This window comes from Rothia sp. HMSC065C12, assembly GCF_001812085.1.
Taxonomy (GTDB): Bacteria; Actinomycetota; Actinomycetes; order Actinomycetales; family Micrococcaceae; genus Rothia; species Rothia mucilaginosa.
This window is the reverse complement of sequence record NZ_KV807678.1, coordinates 343634-363081: the sequence shown is the minus strand read 5'-3', so window position 1 is coordinate 363081 and position 19448 is coordinate 343634. Positions and strand designations below refer to the sequence as shown.

Below are 19448 nucleotides of genomic sequence, written 5' to 3'. Positions count from 1 at the left end.
AAAGACCCACGGCGAAGACACTAACCTATCGACCGCAGACACCCACGAACCTGCCGCCCTACCCGCATCCCGCCTCCGCGCCCCATTTTCTGGTGCCTGACTTGCCCCGACCCGCCATCGACCTGCCCGGAGGGGATACAATATATGAGGCGCACGCAGTGTGCGCATATCATCAACCGCGTGTACCCGGCTACTGTCTATAGTCGTGAGGTGCCCGCTATGAAAGGAATGTCTGTGCTTCGCACTCACACCAACGGCGAGCTGACCGCCGCAAATATTGGAGAGACTGTTACCCTGACCGGTTGGGTGGCTCGTCGCCGCGACCACGGTGGCGTCGCCTTCGTTGACCTGCGTGACCGCGAGGGCGTCACCCAGTGCGTTTTCCACAACGAGGCTGACTTCGAGCACCTGCGCAACGAGTATGTGCTGCGTGTGACCGGTCTGGTGACTAAGCGCCCGGAGGGTAATGAGAACCCGAACCTGGCTACCGGTGAGATTGAGGTTGAGGTGTCCGCCGTTGAGGTGCTGAACACTGCCGCTCCGCTGCCTTTCCAGATTGACGAGCACGTTGAGGTGGGTGAGGAGGCGCGCCTGCGCTACCGCTACCTGGATCTTCGCCGCCCGGAGCCGGCTCGCATCATGCGTCTGCGTTCGGACGCGAACCGTGCGGCACGTAACCTGCTGGCTGAGGACGGCTACATTGAGGTTGAGACCCCGACCCTGACCCGTTCGACCCCTGAGGGTGCGCGTGACTTCCTGGTGCCGGCTCGTCTGGCTCCGGGTTCTTGGTATGCTCTGCCGCAGTCCCCGCAGCTGTTCAAGCAGCTGCTGCAGGTGGGCGGTATTGAGAAGTACTACCAGATTGCTCGCTGCTACCGTGACGAGGATTTCCGTGCGGACCGTCAGCCTGAGTTCACTCAGCTGGACATTGAGGCTTCGTTCGTTGATCAGGAAGACATCATTGAGCTGGGCGAGCGCATCGTTGAGGCTGTGTGGAACCTGATTGATGTGAAGGTTCCCCGCCCGATTCAGCGCATGACCTACAAGGATGCGATGGAGAAGTATGGTACGGACAAGCCTGACCTGCGTTTCGGCCTGGAGCTGACTGAGCTGACCGAGTACTTCAAGGACACCACTTTCCGCGTGTTCAAGGCTCCTTACGTGGGTGCTGTTGTGATGCCCGGTGGTGCTTCCCAGCCTCGCCGTACCCTGGACGCTTGGCAGGAGTGGGCTAAGCAGCGCGGCGCTAAGGGCCTGGCTTACGTTCTCATTCAGGAGGACGGTGAGCTGACCGGCCCCGTGGCTAAGAACATTACCGACGCTGAGCGTGCTGGCCTGGCTGAGGCTACCGGCGCGAAGCCCGGCGACTGCATCTTCTTCGCTGCTGGTGAGGCTAAGGCTTCCCGTGCGCTGCTGGGTGCTGCTCGTGTTGAGATTGGTCACCGTACCGGCCTGATTAAGGACGGCGAGTGGTCCTTCGTGTGGGTTGTTGACGCTCCCATGTTTGAGTCTTCTGCTGAGGCTACTGAGTCCGGTGACGTGGCTCTGGGTCACTCCGCGTGGACTGCTGTGCACCACGCGTTCACCTCCCCGAAGCCCGAGTTCATGGATACTTTCGACACTGACCCGGGTTCGGCTCTGGCGTACGCTTACGACATTGTTTGCAACGGTAACGAGATTGGTGGCGGTTCGATCCGTATTCACCGCCGTGACGTGCAGGAACGCGTGTTCGCTGTGATGGGCATTGGTGAGGAAGAGGCTCAGGAGAAGTTCGGCTTCCTGCTGGATGCGTTCAAGTACGGCGCACCGCCCATGGGTGGTATTGCGTTCGGTTGGGACCGTATTGTGTCTCTGCTGGCTGGCGTTGATTCGATCCGCGAAGTTATTGCGTTCCCGAAGACCGGTAATGGTTTCGATCCGCTGACTGCGGCTCCTGCACCGATTACTCCGGAGCAGCGTAAGGAAGCTGGCGTTGATTTCAAGCCGAAGAAGAAGGACGAGGAGTAATCTTCTCTAGTCTTTGGTCGTGCGCCCCGTAGGGTGTGGGGCTGTGCGGTGTAAACCCGGCGGGCGTTGAGTTGTGCCGGGGTTGCCGTTGAGGGTGGGCTGTGTATTCTGCTGGTGCAGGGTCGCAGCCCACCTTTTGTATCAACTGGCGTGCGTGCCGATTTGTGTACTAACCAAAGGGGGAGGGGAGCATGCGTATTCTGATTGCCGGCCCGAGCGGTAGCGGTAAGACGACGTTCGCGGCGCGGTTGGGGCGCCTCCTGGACATTCCGCATACGGAGATGGACTCGTTGCATTGGGGTCCGAACTGGACTCCGCGCCCTAGTTTTGAGGCGGATGTTCGGGCGCTCATTGAGCGGCCTGCGTGGATTACGGAGTGGCAGTATCCGCAGGTGCGCGGCCGCCTGCTGGAGCGTGCGGATGTGGTGATTTACTTGCGCTATAGCCGTGCGGTGGTCATGTGGCGTGTGGTTCGCCGGACGGTGCGCCGTGCGGTGACGGGTCAGAGGCTGTGGGCTGATAATGTGGAGCCGCCGCTGAAGAATATTCTGCGGGACCCGGACAACATGATTCGGTACACGTGGAGGAGCTACCCGCACGTCGGGGAGTTGCTGGCGGAGGCTCGCGGGCAGCATCTGCAGAAGCGTTTTATTGAGTTTCGTACTCCGCGGGCGGCGAACCAGTTTTTGCGTGCCGTGCAGCTGCGCGGCGTGCTCTGAGGCGGCTCCCCTAAACCAGCCGCCGAGAGCGGTGTCGAAAGAGATGCATGAGCCCGGTGAACGCCGGCTCCATGATGAAAGGTGAACGATGCGAGTAGTTATTCAGCGCGTGACCCGCGCGGCGGTGCGCGTGGCGGGTGAAACGCTCGGCGCGATTGAGCAGCCCGGCTACCTGGTGCTGGTCGGTATCACGCACGGTGACGGTGCGGCACAGATTGCGAAGCTTGCCGATAAGACCGCGAACCTGCGCCTGCTGGAGGGGGAGAAGTCCCTACTCGATGAGGGCGCACCCGTGTTGGCGGTCAGCCAGTTCACCCTGTACGGGGATGCGAAGAAGGGCCGCCGCCCCTCCTGGTCGGCTGCTGCGCCCGGCGCGGTGAGCGAGCCGCTGTTCAACGACTACGTGGAGGCGCTGCGTGAGCGTGGCCTGCACGTGGAGACCGGCGTGTTCGGTGCGGACATGCAGGTGGAGCTGGTCAATGACGGCCCGGTGACCCTGATTCTCGATAGTGAGACCCTCTAGGCCGGCGCTTTCGATAGGTTAGTAGATTGCCCCGGGGTTTAAAGCCTTGCCCCGGGGTTTAAAACCCACGGCGAAGACACTAACCTATCGAAAACCCGTGTAGTGTCACGCCGCGAGCTAAATCCGCAGCTGTATATCCACACCCCGTACCCGCCTCCAGATTGTGAAACGATAGAGTAAGACTATGGCTGATTCCCTCTTTGATCTTGAGTTGCCCGATGATGGGGACCGCGTGAGCCTGATTGGTGCGCCCGCTGAGGAGCCCGCCTCCTCGCGTGCCTCTGCGTCGCGTGCGCGCTCTGCCCGTTCGGCGTCTCGTGCGCCGTTGGCGGTGCGTATGCGTCCGCGCACGATTGATGAGGTCCTCGGCCAGGAGCATCTGCTGACTCCGGGTGCGCCTTTGCGCGTGTTGGCGGGGGAGAATGCTGGCCCGGCTGGCCCGTCGTCAGTGATTTTGTACGGCCCTCCGGGTACGGGTAAGACCACTCTGGCGCATGTGATTGCGCGCGCGCCGGGTCGAAAGTTCGTGGAGCTTTCGGCGATTACCGCGGGCGTGAAGGACGTGCGCGCAGTCATGGATCAGGCGCTGCTCGACCGTGACATGTACGGCACGACCACCGTGCTGTTCCTGGACGAGATTCACCGTTTTACGAAGGCTCAGCAGGATGCGCTCCTGCCCGGCGTGGAGAACCGCTGGGTGATTCTGGTGGCGGCTACGACGGAGAACCCGTCGTTCAGCATTATTTCGCCGCTGCTCTCGCGCTCGCTGCTGTTGCGGGTTCATTCGTTGGAGCAGTCCGATATTGAGCGGCTGATTGACCGTGCGTTGGCTGACCCGCGCGGTTTTGATGGTGCGGCGGTCATTGATGAGGATGCGCGCGCCCACCTCGCGGCGGTTTCTGGAGGCGACGCTCGCCGCTCCCTGACTTCCCTGGAGGCGGCGGCTGCGATTGCGTTTAGCGAGGCTGAAGCTGCGGGAAATGCCCCTACAGAAACTGGCCCCGCAGAAACCGGCGCTGAAGAGGCCGAACCTGCCGCGCCCGTGCGCATCACCCTGGCGCATGCTACGGAGGCGGTGGACCGCGCCGCGATCCGCTACGACCGTTCGGGTGATCAGCATTATGACGTGGTGAGTGCGTTCATTAAGTCCATGCGCGGCTCTGATGCGGACGCCGCGGTGCACTATTTGGCGCGCATGTTGGAGGGCGGCGAGGATCCGCGTTTCGTGGCTCGTCGCATCATGATTTTGGCGAGTGAGGATATTGGTCTGGCTGATCCGCAGGCTCTGCAGGTGGCGACGGCTGCGGCGCAGTCGGTGGCGCTGGTGGGCATGCCGGAGGCGCGTATTATCCTCTCGCAGGCGGTGATTTATTGTGCGCTCGCGCCGAAGTCGAACGCCGCGTATAACGCTATTAACCGCGCGATTGCGGATGTTCGGGCGGGTGCTTCGGGTCAGGTTCCGGTGCATTTGCGTGATGGTCATTATGCGGGGGCTAAGCAGTTTGGTCACGGCGTGGGGTATGTGTATGCGCATGATGAGCCGGGGCATGTGGCGGCGCAGCAGTACCTGCCGGATACTCTGCGCGGCACGGTGTACTACGAGCCGACTCAGCATGGTTTTGAGCGTACGTTGACGGAGCGTCGTGAGCGTATTCGCCGTATTTTGGATGCGGCTCCGGTGCAGGATACGACCCGTTAGCTTACGTGGCTCCCATCGAGCCGTCTACTACTTTGAGTGCTGACCGCCGGGGGAGTGGCACGCCTCGGCCGGAAAGCAGCCGTATAGGGCTGAGCGCATACAGAAAGCGGTGCGTAGTACCTCGGTAGTACTGCGCACCGCATCAGAGTTTTGAGTTGTGATAGATGTCTTGACTATCGGCCTTCCCGGAAGGGCGGACGCCAAGCTTGTTATGGTTTCTAGTCTAGGCGATATGGGGGTCTGATTCAAGCTATTCCCATAAAGACACAGGTTAAAAATAACGAAATGATTACAATCCAACATCTTAGCGCCGCAATTTTTCGGGGAAGTCGCACCTAAATAGCTCTGACGGGCATAAATAATTCCTGTGGGGTCGTGTGGGTAAGTGTCGAAAACCCACACGCACAGTGATTTGAACCAAAGATTTCCCAAAAGGCTGGTAAAGCCCGGGTGCATCCGGTAAGCTTGACGGGTCTGGCAATTACTATGCCCGCATTCGTGCGAGCGTCAGTAATGTAGCTGCGGGGTACTCTGCCCCGAGCTCTCCGCCCCACCGCCGTACAGCAACGACCGAACCGGTCGCGTACGGATTCCGGCGGGGTCAACCGAGGAGGCCAGTATTCAACAGACCGAGGCCCCATCCGTGAGGGTGCAGGAGCCTCACATAGAAAGGTAGATTGTGGCTAAGCACAACCGCACCCGCCGTACCGTGCGTCAGTCCCGTGCCCTGGGCATTGCACTGACCCCGAAGGCAGAAAAGTACCTCGAGCGTCGTCCTTACGGCCCCGGCCAGCACGGCCGTGCCCGCAAGAAGGCTGACTCCAACTACGCTACCCAGCTGAAGGAAAAGCAGCGTCTGCGCGCTCAGTACAACATCCGCGAGGCACAGATGCGCCGCGCGTACCTCGAGGCAAAGCGTACCGAGGGCCAGACCGGTAAGAACATGGTCGAGCTGCTCGAGACCCGCCTCGACGCTCTGGTTCTGCGTGCAGGCTTCGCCCGCACCATTGCACAGGCACGTCAGATGGTTGTTCACCGTCACATCATGGTTGACGGCGTTCGCGTGGACCGCCCCTCGTTCCACGTCAAGCCCGGCCAGCTGATCCACGTTCACCCCAAGGCTGAGAAGACCACCCCCTTCCAGGCTGCGGCTGCAGGTGAGAACCAGGCAGTTCTGCCCGAGGTTCCCGCATACCTGAACGTTGAGATCGAGAAGCTGCACGCAAAGCTTGAGCGCAAGCCCAAGCGCGAAGAGATCCCCGTGATCTGCGACGAGCAGCTGGTCGTTGAGTACTACTCGCGTCTGGCATAATCTCGATTTTTCGAGAAGCAACCCGTCCTGCACCGTTCGGTGGGGGCGGGTTGTTCCCGTTTAACGCGCGGGTTTTTGGGGTATATACACTACAGGGCAGTGGTGCCGCTGAACCTGTGAATCTTCCGTCGCTGGGAGTTTCATGAGAGTTTAGGGGGCGCTTGAAGGATTTTTCGACTAAAATAGGGGATTGAACTGTGTATATAGTCCTGAACTGTACGCACAATCCGACTGTACGCCACGGTGGCGTCCAGCCTTGTACGACTATTGATAAGCATCATGCATTGAGCGGAATGGGGTTATAGATGACCGGCGGAGATATTGCGGGCCTGATTGCAGCAGGAGTTTTTGCGATTCTGGTGGCTCTGCTTGCGCTACCCATTATTCGCCTGACCAAGGTGTTTGATGAGCTTATCGTGACGATTCGTTCGCTGAACCAGAGCACCGGTCCCCTCATCGAAGAGGTGACCCGCACTGTGGTGACCACCAATGAGCAGCTGGAGAAGGTTGACGACATCACCTCGAACGTTTCGGATGCGTCCGCTAACGTTTCTGCACTGTCCTCGCTGGTGACCTCGACTGTGGGTCAGCCGCTGATTAAGGTTGCCTCCTTCTCGTACGGTGTGCGTCAGGCATTCCGCGGCGGTAAGTCCGGCGATGCACACGGCACCGCCAACACTGGTAGCACTGGCGGCCAGTACGGTTCGGCACAGTCCTCTTACTCTGCAGGCGGTGAGAACTAATGGGTCTGCTTCGTTCAGCTCTTCTGCTCGGCGCCGGCGCGGCGGTTGGTTACTTCGCTTCCAGGCGTTCCGCCTCTGAACCTGCTCAGCGTACCCCCGGCAGCGCCCTGCTCATGCGTGAGCACGGTGAGCTTGCCCTCAACCCGGAGTCTCAGATGGGAAAGTTCTTCGATTCGCCGATTGGCAAGCCCCTGCAGCCGTATGCGTTGCGTGCTGTTGAGTTCGCCGCCCGCGTGCGTGAGGGCATGCAGGAGAAGGAGATGGAGCTCAATGCTAAGGTGGAGCGCCAGAAGCAGGATCTGCGTCCTGGCTCCCTGGATACGTGGGACCGTCAGATGAGCTCGGCTGAGATTGAGTCCACGAACCGCCGTCTGGCTGAGCGTGAACTCATTGAGGTGGAGGCTGAGATCGCCTCCTTGGAAGAGGCTCAGAAGCGAGCGCGTGAGCAGCGTATTGCGCGTGACCGTCAGCTCGGTGACGGCTTCTTCAACTAGGTTTTAAAAGGTGGTGTTTTCGCCCGTAAACCACGGTACGAGGGTGGCTCGATTAGCCATTTTGCTCTCGGGCAGGCACCATAGGTCAGTAGACTAATTTAGAATTTCGCACAGATTACTCTAAGGAACGAGATGCTCTCACAGGAGATTTCTAAGCGTTGGATCGATTTCTTCGCTTCCCGCGGCCATACTGTGGTGCCTTCGGCATCGCTGATTTCGAACGAGCCCGGCGCTATGTTCACCATCGCCGGTATGGTGCCGTTCATTCCCTACTTCCTGGGCCGTGAGACCCCTCCGTTCTCCCGCGCGACCAGCGTGCAGAAGTGCATCCGCACCCTGGACATTGAAGAGGTCGGTAAGACTGCGCGTCACGGTACCTTCTTCCAGATGGCTGGTAACTTCTCGTTCGGTGATTACTTCAAGGAGCAGGCGATTCCGTTTGCTTACGAGCTGCTGACCACCCCTCAGGATAAGGGTGGTTTCGGCCTGGATCCGGAGCGCCTGTGGGTCACCATTTATGAGGGTGACGATGAGGCCTTCGACATTTGGCACAACAAGGTGGGCTTCCCGGCTGAGCGTATTCAGCGTATGGGCATGAAGGAAAACTACTGGTCCACCGGTCAGCCCGGCCCCGCAGGCCCCGACTCGGAGATCTTCTACGACCGTGGCCCCGCGTACGGTAAGGAAGGCGGCCCGGCGGCTGACGACGACCGTTACATTGAGATTTGGAACCTCGTGTTCATGCAGTACCAGCGTGGCGAGGGCATCGGTAAGGATGACTTCGAGATTCTGGGTGATCTGCCGAAGAAGAACATCGATACCGGTCTGGGCGTTGAGCGTCTTGCCATGCTGCTGCAGGGTGTTGAGAACTTCTACGAGACCGACCAGGTCCGCCCGGTTCTGGATGCTGCTTCTGAGCTGTCCGGTAAGAAGTACCACGGCTCTGAGTCTGCTGAGGATGAGGGCTACGAGGATGACGTGCGTATGCGCGTGGTGGCTGACCACATCCGTTCCTCGCTGATGCTGATTGCTGACGGCGTGACCCCCTCGAACGAGGGTCGCGGCTACATTCTGCGCCGTCTGATGCGCCGTGCGATTCGTGCGATGCGTCTGCTGGGTGTGACTGAGCCCTGCCTGCCCGTGCTGTTCCCGGCTTCGCGTGATGCGATGAAGGGTGCTTTCCCATACGTTGCTGACGACTTCGAGCGTATTTCCCGTATTGCGTACGCTGAGGAGAAGGCGTTCCTACACACCATTGAGACCGGTACTGAGCGTCTGGAAGAGGCTGTTGCTGCCGCTAAGAAGGACGGCTCTAACGCTGTTTCTGGTGCTGAGGCGTTTGCTCTGCACGACACCTACGGCTTCCCGATTGACCTGACCCTGGAGATGGCTGCTGAGGCTGGCGTGAAGGTGGATGAAAAGTCCTTCCGCGAGTTGATGGCTGAGCAGCGTCACCGTGCGCAGGCTGACGCTAAGGCGAAGAAGGGTGCGTTTGCTGACCTGTCCGAGCTGCGTAAGCTCGTGGATGAGCGTGGCTCCATCTTCACCGGTTACACCGAGCTGCGTACTGAGACTAAGCTGCGCGCAATCCTGGTGGACGGCGTGTCGGTTCCCGCCGCTAAGGCTGGCGACAAGATTGAGGTTGTCCTGGATGAGACTCCGTTCTACGCGGAGGCTGGTGGCCAGGCAGCTGATACCGGTGTCATTACCGGCAACGGCTTCGTCATTGACGTTCAGGACGTTCAGCAGCCCGTGAAGGGCCTGAGCGTTCACCGCGCCGTTGTGCGTGAGGGCGAGGTTCACACCGGTGCCGATGTTGTGGCACAGGTTGATGTTCAGCGCCGCCGCGACGGTGAGAAGGCACACTCCGGTACCCACATCATTCACGCTGCCCTGCACCAGGTGCTCGGCAACGAGGCTACTCAGCGTGGCTCTTTCAACAAGGAAGGCTACCTGCGCTTCGACTTCGCGTGGGGCGAGGGCCTGTCTGAGTCCGCTAAGCGTGAGGTGGAAGAGGTCGCTAACCTCGCAATCCGCGATAACCACGAGGTAATTACTCGTGAGATGCCGCTGGCTGAGGCTAAGGCTCTGGGCGCTATGAGCCTCTTCGGCGAGAAGTACGGCGACGTGGTGCGTGTTGTTGAAATCGGCGGCGAGTTCTCCCGCGAGCTGTGCGGTGGTACCCACGTTGGTTCGTCCGCTGAGATTGGTTCGCTGACCCTGCTGACCGAGAGCTCTGTTGGCTCCGGTAACCGCCGTGTTGAGGCTCTGGTGGGTCTGGACTCCTTCAACCACCTGGCTGCTGAGCGTACCCTGGTGAACCAGCTGACCGGCCTGATGAAGGTTCAGTCTTCCGCTGATCTGCCGGAGAAGATTAACCAGACTCTGTCTAAGCTGAAGGCTGCTGAGAAGGAACTGGCTCAGCTGCGCCGCGAGAAGCTGCAGGCTGAGGCTGGCAAGCTGCTGGAGAACGCACAGACCATCGGTTCCGTGCGCGTTCTGGCGCATGACGCTGGCGAACTGGACGCTAACGGCGTTCGTGACCTGGCTCTGGATCTGCGTTCGCGCTTCGGCTCCGAGGCCGCTGTTGTCGCCGTGGTGGGTGTGGCTAATGGCCGCCCCGTCGTCCTGGTGGCAACCAACGAGGGTGCTCGTGAGGCTGGCGTGAAGGCTGGCGCTCTGGTCCGCGTCGCTGCCGGTGTTCTCGGCGGCGGTGGCGGCGGTAAGGACGACGTCGCTCAGGGTGGTGGCCAGGACGCATCCAAGATTGGTGCTGCACTGGACGCTGTCCGCGACGCTATCGCACAGGCTCAGGCCTAAACATGGCAGAATTCCAGCGCGGAGTGCGGATGGGTGTCGATGTGGGTAACGCCCGCGTCGGCACCGCCCTCAGCGACCCCGACGGTATTCTCGCCACCCCGCTCAAGACGCTGCGCCGCGACGCGAAGAAGAACTCTGACCGCCGTGTTTTGCGTAAGCTGATTGAGGTGAACGAGGTGGTGGAGGTTTTCGTCGGGCTTCCGAAGACCATGCGTGGTGGGGATTCTCCCTCCACGGAAATGGCTCGGGAGTACGCTCAGGCTCTGCGCTCCGAGCTGGATGCCGAAGAGAAGACACACATTAACATTTGGCTGGTGGATGAGCGACTCACCACCGTGAGCGCTCACCGTGCACTGCACGAGGCTGGGGTTTCCAGCCGAGATTTCAAGACTATGGTTGACCAGGTGGCGGCTGTGAACATTTTGCAGTACAGCCTGGATGCCCTCAAGGCGGGGCAGTCCGTAGCCGGGTACAAGGTGAGCGATCCGGCCCACGAAGAAAACCGACCGTCCGAGTCAGAAGGGACCGCGGTCGGTGCCGTCAACGAAACGGAGAACCTTCAGTGACCGAACAGAATAAACATCCCGAAGAGAGCGGGCTCGACCTCTTTAGGCCCACGGCTGAGGACGAACGTAAGGGTATTACCGGCATTACGATGGAACAGGAAATCGTGTCGGTGGCTACGTTGCGTGCGCGTAAGCGCCGCCGTCGCGCCGTTATGCTGAGCGCTATTTCCTTGTTTGTGGTGGCTCTGGTCATCATTTCGGGTGCCTTGATTACTCGCTATGACCCGTTCAAGACTCGTGACTACTCGGGTGGCGGCAATGGTACGACCGTGACCTTCACGATTCGTTCTGGCCAGTCCACCGCGCAGGTGGCGCAGGAGCTTGAGGCAGCGGGCGTGGTTGCTGATGCTGATAAGTTTGTTGAGGTGTACACCAAGGAGAGCAAGGGCAAGTACCTGCAGCCTGGCACCTACGAACTGCAGCAGCACATGAGCAGCTCGAGCGCGATTACGACCATTATCGAGGCGAACAGCAACGTACTGTACCTGGCGATTCCGCAGGGTAAGCGCGTGAGCGAGACCATCGACCTGATTGTTTCTGGCTCCGATGGCGCGTTCACCCGCAAGCAGGTTGAGGACGCGGTCAGCAACTACACCCAGTACGGTGTGCCGAGCAACTTCCCCTCGATTGAGGGTTGGTTGCACCCGGGTGAGTACCGCTTCCCGAAGGACACCGACATCAAGAAGGTCATTCAGACCATGGTTGATAAGACCAAGGCTGACCTGAAGGAAGCCGGCGTGAGCGGCGACCAGAAGACCTTTGAGGTTCTGACCATTGCCTCCATCGTGGAGCTTGAGGCTCAGCCGAAGGACTACGTGGCGGTTGCAGGCATCATTGAGAACCGCCTGAACAACCCCGATGGTGAGACCTCGGGTCTGATTCAGTCGGATGCGACCGTGACCTACGGTCTGGGTGTCCGCTCGTACCACCTGACTGAAGAGCAGAAGGCCGATAAGAGCAATAAGTACAACACTTATGCGAATAAGGGTCTTCCGAAGGGTCCGATTGGTTCCCCGCAGCTGGCTTCGATTAAGGCTGCTGCGGCTCCTGAGAAGAACCCGTACTACTACTGGGTGACTGTGGACCTGGACTCCGGTGAGACTAAGTACTCCCGCACTTACGCTGAGCACCAGCGTTACGTTGAAGAGTACAACCAGTGGTGTTCTAAGCACCCGAACCGCTGTAGCTAAGTTGTAGCTCATTGGTTTAGCTGGTAGCTACGATTTGGTAGCTTCGGCGTGAAGGTTCCTTGCTGAGGCGGGTGCCGCCTCCACGAGAGTGGGGGAGGTGCCCGCCTTTGCTATACCTGAATATTGGTTTGTCCCTTAAAATGGGTAGAGTGCGCCTATGAACTTGGGTTCGTGGCGTGCGTGTCCGCAAGCCCGCAAGCCCCAAGTGTTGAGAGCGTTCCCCAGCGTTGAGAGCGAAAGAGTATCGATGAAGACTGAACCGTACCGTGAGGCCCCGTATCTTCGCCGCGCCTACGTGCTGGGGCACCCTATTGCGCATTCGCTGTCGCCTGCGCTGCATCGTGCCGCGTATGACTTTTTAGGTGAGCAGAATTTGGGTTATGATCGCCGCGATACTCTGCCTGATGATTTGCCGGCGATTATGCACGGTGTGCGTCACCCGGACGGCACGGAGGACGCCCCGTATATTGCGGGTCTGTCGGTGACGATGCCGTTGAAGACCGCAGTTATCCAGTATTGCGATGAGCTGAGTGAGACTGCCCGAGTGACCGGTGCGGTGAATACGGTGTATCCGCGCGGTGAGAAGGTGCTGGGCGATAACACGGATGTGATTGGCATTGTGAACGCGCTGCGCCACGCCGGTTTGGAGCCGCAGCCGCTCAAGGATTCTGCCGCGATTGTGGGCGGGGGAGCGACCGCTATTTCCGCCCTGACCGCACTGCATCAGCTGGGGTATTCCCGTGTGAGCGTGTACGCCCGTTCGCTGCATAAGCTCGGTAGCGTGCAGGAGGCGGCGGACCGCCTAGGCGTTCAGCTGGAGCAGGTTTCCCTGGCTGATTTGCCGCAGAACCTTGCGGAGCGCGGCCATCACCCGGTGGTGTCTACTCTTCCTGCCCATGCGGCGGATGAGTGGGCGAACCAGCTGAGCGGGCTGAAGGGCGCCTCCGCAACGCACCGGCCGGTACTGCTCGATGTTGCGTATAACCCGTGGCCTTCGGTGCTGGCGAGCGCCTGGGAGGCGAACGGCGGCACGGTGGTTTCTGGCCTGGAGATGCTGCTGTACCAGGCGGTGGAGCAGGTGCTGCTATTTACCGACCGCACCCTGTCTGAGGGTGAGCTACTGGGCTTGGTGAATGCGATGTGCGCGGCGGTTGATCTTGCGCCTCGTGCTTCCGTTTCGTGAAAAAAGCGTGCTTTCACTCGCTCAGTAAACAGGCATTTTATACACTATTTATACACGTGAAGAATTATTATTCCTTCCTCCTGCGCTGCGGTGCGGGTGCGATGAAAAGAGGTTAACCTATGGCTCTGCGTTGGCTCACTGCCGGAGAATCCCACGGCGAGGCGCTCGTCGGCATTATTGAGGGCGTACCCGCCGGTGTGGAACTCACCAGCGACATGGTGCGTGACGCCCTGGCTCGCCGCCGCCTCGGCTACGGCCGCGGTGCCCGCATGAAGTTCGAGGAGGACCGCGTGCGCATCCTGGGCGGTGTGCGTCACGGCCTGACTCAGGGCGGCCCGGTCGCTATTGAGATTGCCAACACCGAGTGGCCCAAGTGGACTGACGTGATGAGCTCCGACCCGGTGGATCCGAAGCTGATTGAGGGTCGTGCGCGTAATGCTGCGCTGACCCGTCCGCGCCCCGGTCACGCCGATTTTGCGGGTATGCAGAAGTACAACTTCTCTGAGGCTCGCCCGGTGCTGGAGCGCGCCTCCGCGCGTGAGACTGCAACCCGCGTGGCTCTTGGCGTGGTTGCCGCCCAGATTTTGAAGGCTCTGGGTGTTGAGCTGGTTTCTCACACCGTGGCTGTGGGTGGCGTGCACGCTCCCGAGGGCGCCCCGGTGCCTTCGCCTCGCAACGTTGAGCAGCTGGACGCTGACCCGCTGCGCTGCTTCGACAAGGCAACCTCCGACGCGATGGTTCAGCGCGTGGACGAGGCGCACAAGGACGGCGAGACCCTCGGCGGCGTGGTTGAGGTACTCGCGTACGGTATGCCTCCCGGACTGGGTTCGTACGTGCACTGGGACCGCCGCCTGGACGCGCGCCTTGCCGCAGCACTGATGGGTATTCAGGCTATTAAGGGCGTTGAGGTTGGCGACGGTTTCGCGACTGCTGACCGCCCGGGCACTGCCGCTCACGACGAGATTTCCATCGGTGAGCACGGCGTAACCCGCGATACCAACCGTGCAGGTGGTATTGAGGGCGGCATGAGCATTGGTGACCTGCTGCGTGTGCGCGTAGCAATGAAGCCCATTGCGACCGTGCCGAAGGCCCTGAAGACCATTGACACTTCCACCGGTGAAGAGGCTCGCGCCCACCACCAGCGTTCGGACGTGTGCGCCGTTCCCGCCGCCGGCGTGGTGGCGGAGGCTATGGTCGCCCTGGTGCTGGCCGAGGCCGCGCTGGAGAAGTTCGGCGGCGACTCGATTGGTGAGACTCGCCGCAACATGGATTCCTACCTGGAGGCCATTCCGGCGTCTTTGGCGTGGGAGTCTAACGTTGCCGGTTGGGACGCGTAGTGCCCCTTCCGGCGGAGTCTGAGGGCCGCGGCGCTAAGGGTCGCGGTTCCGGGGAGGTTTCTGTGGAGCAGGGTGTTCGCCCGGTCGCTTCGAGCCCCCTTGCGCGTATTGCTGCGGCAACGCAGCGTGCGCGAGGGGGCGCTTCGCCGCGCCCGGAACCCGACGCAGAATCCGGTGTATCTGCTACGGCTGAGCAGAGTGTTGAGGCTGCAGGCGCTGAGGTTCGTGAGACTGTTGCGCGTGAGGCTGCCGCGTCAGTTTCTTCTGTGCGCCCGGCGTCTCGCGTGCCCACCCCGGCTGACCTGATGCGTTCTGGCACCCGGCCCCTGCCCGCCGCGGCGAGCACGCAGGGTGTGCGCCTGTACGCCTCCTCGGTGTCTGAGGACGCCGACCCGGCGCTCGGCCTGGACGAGGACCTGCGCCTGAAGCTGCTCAGCGCCCTGCAGGGCATGGGCACCGCCGAAGAGGAACCCGGCAAGGAGCCCGCGAAGGCGGAAGCGCCCAAGCCGACTGCGCCTATGCCTGCAGCTCCAAAACCGGCTGCACCGAAACCTGCCGCGCCCAAGCCGGCGCCTGTAAAGCAGGCTCAGCCTGCGGCGGGGGAGAGCGCTTCTGTTCCCGCAGCCCCTGTAGCTGTGCCTGCGGCTGAACCCGCCAAGCCGGTTCGTCCGACTCCGGCGCTGTTCGGCAAGGTTCAGGTTGCCGCGCCCGCAGTAGCCAATGCACCCGCCGCGCCCGCAGAAGCTTGCATGCCGGAAGAGCCCGTTGCGCTGGAAGAACTGGGCGCGCCGGAAGAAATCTCCGCAGAGGCGCTCGCAGAAGACGAGTCCGCCGGCGGCGCTCGCATCCACCCGCAGCAGGTGCGTGAAATGCACGAGAACTTTGCGGAACGCTCCCGACCCATCGTGCTCATTGGCCCCATGGCGGCAGGTAAGACCTACATTGGTACGCACCTGGCGCGTTTTTACGGCTACGAGTTCCTCGACGCCGACCAGCTCATCGTGGAACGCTACGGCGAAGTCTCCGAAATCTTCGAAATTTTCGGTGAGGCGTACTTCCGCGAGCTCGAACGCAAAACCATCGAAGAGGTCCTCACCTCGCCCGTGTACCGCAACACGGTGTTCTCCCTGGGCGGTGGCGCGCCCATGACCGACTCGGTCGCGGAGCTGCTCAAGGACGAGTGTGTGGTGTACATCCTGGTTGACGCCGAGACCGTCACCCCGCGCATTACCGGCAATAAGACCCGCCCGCTGCTGCAACCGAACCCGGTGGAGCGGTGGACCGACATTTTTGAGCGTCGCCGCAGCCGATACGAAGAGCTGGCGCACTTCACCCTGGACGCACGAGGCGGCCGCCCCATCACCGAGATGACCGCCGAAATCCAGGCGTACGTGACCGCAACCCGCGCCTCCCGCGCGCAGCGCCCCCAAGCATAACCCTTCACCTGTGAAAGGACACATGATGAGCACTCAGCCCACCCCCACTTTCGGTGCCTCCGGCGCGGAAGATATTACCCGCATCCCGGTGACCGGCAGTTCCCCGCGTGAGAACTATGAGGTTCTCATCGGCCACAACCTGCTCGGTAAAATCCCCGAAATTCTGGGCAACCGCACCAAGAAGGTGCTCGTGATTCACCCGCGTGCCCTGCGTTCCACCGGTGAGCTGGTCATGGAAGACCTGCGTGCCATGGGCTACGAATCGTTCAGCGCCGAAATTCCGGACGCTGAGGAGGCAAAGCACTACCAGGTGGCGGCGTTCTGCTGGCAGGTGCTCGGTCAGAACGACTTCACCCGCACCGACGCGATCATCTCCGTGGGCGGCGGCGCCATTACCGACGTTGCCGGATTTGTCGCGGCAACCTGGCTGCGCGGCGTGCGCGTCATCCACATTCCGACCACCCTGCTCGGCATGGTGGACGCTGCCGTGGGCGGCAAGACTGGCATCAACACCGCCGAGGGTAAGAACCTGGTCGGCGCGTTCTGGCCGCCCGCCGCCGTGCTCTGCGAGATCGGCACCCTGCGCACCTTGCCTGAGCACGAGTTGCTGACCGGCATGGGTGAGGTCGTCAAGTGCGGCTTCATCGCAGACCCCGAAATCCTTGACCTGATCGAGGCGAACCCGGACGCCGTACGCGACTCGCAGTCCGCCGTGATGCGTGAACTCATTGAACGCAGCGTGCGCGTGAAGGCGGAGGTTGTCTCCGAGGACCTGCGCGAATCCGGCCGCCGCGAAATCCTGAACTACGGCCACACCCTCGCCCACGCCATCGAACGTAACGAACGCTACCAGTGGCGTCACGGCGCGGCAGTGTCCGTCGGCATGGTCTACGCCGCCGAACTGGCGCTAGCAACCGGCCACGCTGACGAAGAACTCGTGGCACGCACCCGCCGCATCCTCGAATCCCTGGGCCTGCCCACCTCCTACAAGGCAGACGCATGGCCCCAGCTGCTCGAAGCAATGCGCCGCGACAAGAAGGCACGCGGCAACCTGCTGCGCTTCATCATTCTTGACGGTTTGGCTCGCCCGCGCGTCTACGAGGTGCCGGACGACTCGATCCTGTACATGACCTACCAGGAGATTACCGAGTAGGTGACGGGTCCCGTACATTCACCGGATGCACTCGGTACGTATTTGCTAATACGCGCCAGCCGGGCGGGGTGCCACAGAAAAACTGTGGCGCCCCTGCTAGGCAAATTCGTGCGCATCCTGTAGAATGTACGGGACATATTTTTGCTCATTGAAAACTTAGCGCCTCGCCGGGTACCACTACGGCGTGAGCGTCGATGACACGAAGGAGAGCCCCATGGCATCCACTACCGATATTAAGAACGGCGCCGTCCTGAAGATTGACGGCAACCTCTGGTCCGTCGTTGAGTTCCAGCACGTTAAGCCCGGTAAGGGTGGCGCGTTCGTCCGCACCAAGCTGCGCAACGTTACCTCCGGCAAGGTCGTCGACCGTACCTTTAACGCTGGCGCTAAGATTGAGACCGCAACCGTTGACCGCTCCGACTACCAGTACCTGTACCAGGACGGCGACGACTACGTCTTCATGGACATGAAGACCTACGACCAGATCAACGTTCCCGCAACCGTTGTTGGCGACGCAGCAAACTACATGCTCGAGTCCCAGACCGCAACCATCGCAATGCACGAGGGTAGCCCCCTGTACATCGAGCTGCCCGCATCCGTGGTCCTCGAAATCACCTACACCGAGCCCGGCCTGCAGGGCGACCGCTCCACCGGCGGCACCAAGCCCGCAACCGTTGAGACCGGCTACGAGATCCAGGTTCCCCTGTTCCTGGAGACCGGCACCAAGGTCAAGGTTGACACCCGCACCGGTGAGTACCTCGGTCGCGTGAACGACTAATGAATTCGCGTACGAAAGCCCGATTGCGCGCCCTCGAAGTGCTCTTCGAGGCGGATCAGCGCAACGAAGATTATATTGAGGTACTCCGCCGCCGCCGACTGTACACGGTAGCGCAGATCTCTGCTTACTCTGAGGAAATCATTCGTGGCGTCCGCGACCACGACGAAGAGATCCGCGAGTTTGTGGAGACTTACGCCCGTGACTGGTCCTTCGAGCGTATGCCCGCTGTGGACCGTGCCGTGCTGCGTATTGGCACTTGGGAGCTTCTGTACAATGATGAAGTTCCGGATGCTGTCGCAATTTCTGAGGCTGTCGGTCTGGCGCGTGTGCTGTCCACGAATGAATCTCCGAAGTTCGTGAACGGTCTGCTGGATAAGCTCCGTCAGGTGAAGCCGACCCTGCTCGCGTAAGACGTCCCGCCGCGGCCTGCTGGCTTGTAGCTGGTTGGTTTGCTGCCGTTGAGGATGCGCCCGCAGGGAGCGTACGTGAAACCCCCGCCGTGCTGTAGTTCGCTACAGGACGGCGGGGGTTTTCTGTGTCTAGGTTGCGTTTGTCGTGTGCTCGGGTTTGGGATGCTGAGCCGGATGCGCTTGCAGGGGTTGGAGTGCGCTCGCTGGGTTCGGTGGTACCGGCTGAGATATGTCGGGAGGTGCACTGGAGCCCGTGGGTAGGGTTAACGTTCGAGGCTTCACCGGACAACGCGGGCGGGGGAGTGCCCCCTCTGCGGCGCTGAGCGCCTTGAGGACGGAGCCCCCGCCCTGCGTGCCCGGTATGCGCCTCGTGCAGTATTAGCTACTCGCTTTGAGCGGATGCGATCGCCTCGCTCGTAGCGTTTGCTTGGTTGTCGCAACCTTTATGTACGGTTCGCATCTTGGCAATAACGAACGCACCATCCTCTGCGCGACGAATAAAAGTGATTTCTCGCGTCTGCAGAGGTGAATCAACTTTCTCACCATCTACCCGGCGAAGATCACTCCAGTCTTCACAGTAGGTGATAACCACGCCGGTATTGTATACGCGTGACCCGTCATCCTTGATGCTTCCGTAAATCTCTTTTGTCTTAGCATCACGGAAGATAATATCGCCGTTCGCGGGAGCTTCCTGAGAGAGCTCATAAAAATTCTCCACAGTCTTCTTCACGCTTTCGAGCACGTCTTTATGTACGTACCGGACCAGCTCCTCATCGCTGGTGTGTTCGATATCCCCGTGCCTCCAGGCATTCCAAAGACGGAAATGCTGCTCCAATGCGGCGTGCGCAGCTTTATCGGTTGCCTCAGCGGCTTCCTGCGAGTTGCGGTTCACGTCCATGCTCGCGTAAATCAGTTCGATTTCGGAGCCAGACGGACCGGTCGGGGTGGGCGAAGGAGTAGCAGTGGGAGTTACAGAAGCTTCAGTGCTTGCCGATTCAGTGCTCGCGGAGGTGGAAGCACTCGATTCTGCGTTGACCTGCGCGCCGCCGGAACAAGCGGACAGGGTGAGCATCATTGC

The 19448-nt window shown here is 60.8% G+C and carries 17 protein-coding genes; 16 read left to right on the top strand and 1 reads right to left on the bottom strand.

Features of this window, described 5'->3' with window-relative positions:
- Positions 1–234 precede the first annotated feature (234 nt).
- From aspS to nusB, 16 genes are all read left to right on the top strand, one after another.
- The gene (gene aspS / locus HMPREF2836_RS05825; RefSeq protein WP_044145827.1) at positions 235–2007 is read left to right on the top strand and encodes an aspartate--tRNA ligase; all 1773 of its coding nucleotides are present in this window, start codon (positions 235–237) and stop codon (positions 2005–2007) included.
- A gap of 191 nt (positions 2008–2198) precedes the next feature.
- Positions 2199–2726, top strand: a complete 528-nt coding sequence (locus HMPREF2836_RS05820) for a P-loop NTPase family protein (protein ID WP_070629813.1) — start codon at positions 2199–2201, stop codon at positions 2724–2726.
- An 88-nt stretch (positions 2727–2814) separates the two neighbouring features.
- Complete coding sequence (dtd, locus tag HMPREF2836_RS05815; RefSeq protein ID WP_070629812.1) at positions 2815–3249, top strand: D-aminoacyl-tRNA deacylase; 435 nt, start codon at positions 2815–2817, stop codon at positions 3247–3249.
- A 184-nt stretch (positions 3250–3433) separates the two neighbouring features.
- On the top strand, positions 3434–4948 hold the full coding sequence (locus HMPREF2836_RS05810) for a replication-associated recombination protein A (RefSeq protein ID WP_070629811.1): 1515 nt from the start codon (positions 3434–3436) through the stop codon (positions 4946–4948).
- 679 nt (positions 4949–5627) lie between these two features.
- The gene (gene rpsD / locus HMPREF2836_RS05805) at positions 5628–6260 is read left to right on the top strand and encodes a 30S ribosomal protein S4 (protein ID WP_005508739.1); all 633 of its coding nucleotides are present in this window, start codon (positions 5628–5630) and stop codon (positions 6258–6260) included.
- A 305-nt stretch (positions 6261–6565) separates the two neighbouring features.
- The gene (locus tag HMPREF2836_RS05800; RefSeq protein ID WP_049327226.1) at positions 6566–7003 is read left to right on the top strand and encodes a DUF948 domain-containing protein; all 438 of its coding nucleotides are present in this window, start codon (positions 6566–6568) and stop codon (positions 7001–7003) included.
- A complete protein-coding gene (locus HMPREF2836_RS05795; RefSeq protein ID WP_049341923.1) occupies positions 7003–7497 on the top strand; it encodes a hypothetical protein in 495 nt (164 codons plus the stop codon). The genes HMPREF2836_RS05800 and HMPREF2836_RS05795 overlap by 1 nt, the downstream gene beginning before the upstream one ends.
- A 132-nt stretch (positions 7498–7629) precedes the next feature.
- Positions 7630–10317 (top strand): alanine--tRNA ligase, encoded by a 2688-nt coding sequence (gene alaS / locus HMPREF2836_RS05790; protein ID WP_070629810.1) that lies wholly within the window; start codon positions 7630–7632, stop codon positions 10315–10317.
- A 2-nt stretch (positions 10318–10319) separates the two neighbouring features.
- Positions 10320–10883, top strand: coding sequence for a Holliday junction resolvase RuvX (gene ruvX, locus HMPREF2836_RS05785; protein ID WP_005505922.1), 564 nt, complete (start codon positions 10320–10322; stop codon positions 10881–10883).
- Positions 10880–12073: an endolytic transglycosylase MltG gene (mltG, locus tag HMPREF2836_RS05780; RefSeq protein ID WP_070629809.1), complete on the top strand. Its 1194-nt coding sequence runs from the start codon at positions 10880–10882 to the stop codon at positions 12071–12073. Before ruvX ends, mltG begins: the two co-directional genes overlap by 4 nt.
- Positions 12074–12320: 247 nt before the next feature.
- Positions 12321–13256: a shikimate dehydrogenase gene (locus HMPREF2836_RS05775; RefSeq protein WP_070629808.1), complete on the top strand. Its 936-nt coding sequence runs from the start codon at positions 12321–12323 to the stop codon at positions 13254–13256.
- Between the two features lie 119 nt (positions 13257–13375).
- Positions 13376–14593 (top strand): chorismate synthase, encoded by a 1218-nt coding sequence (gene aroC / locus HMPREF2836_RS05770; protein WP_070629807.1) that lies wholly within the window; start codon positions 13376–13378, stop codon positions 14591–14593.
- The gene (locus HMPREF2836_RS05765) at positions 14593–16029 is read left to right on the top strand and encodes a shikimate kinase (RefSeq protein WP_070629806.1); all 1437 of its coding nucleotides are present in this window, start codon (positions 14593–14595) and stop codon (positions 16027–16029) included. Before aroC ends, HMPREF2836_RS05765 begins: the two co-directional genes overlap by 1 nt.
- Before the next feature lie 25 nt (positions 16030–16054).
- Entirely contained in the window at positions 16055–17182 is a 1128-nt protein-coding gene (aroB, locus tag HMPREF2836_RS05760) for a 3-dehydroquinate synthase (RefSeq protein WP_070629805.1), read from the top strand.
- 214 nt (positions 17183–17396) lie between these two features.
- Entirely contained in the window at positions 17397–17960 is a 564-nt protein-coding gene (gene efp / locus HMPREF2836_RS05755; protein WP_005505932.1) for an elongation factor P, read from the top strand.
- Complete coding sequence (gene nusB / locus HMPREF2836_RS05750; RefSeq protein ID WP_005505934.1) at positions 17960–18370, top strand: transcription antitermination factor NusB; 411 nt, start codon at positions 17960–17962, stop codon at positions 18368–18370. Before efp ends, nusB begins: the two co-directional genes overlap by 1 nt.
- Before the next feature lie 382 nt (positions 18371–18752).
- Here nusB and HMPREF2836_RS05745 read toward each other — a convergent pair.
- Positions 18753–19448 (bottom strand): hypothetical protein (locus tag HMPREF2836_RS05745; protein ID WP_168165101.1); only part of this gene is annotated, 696 nt, incomplete at its 5' end.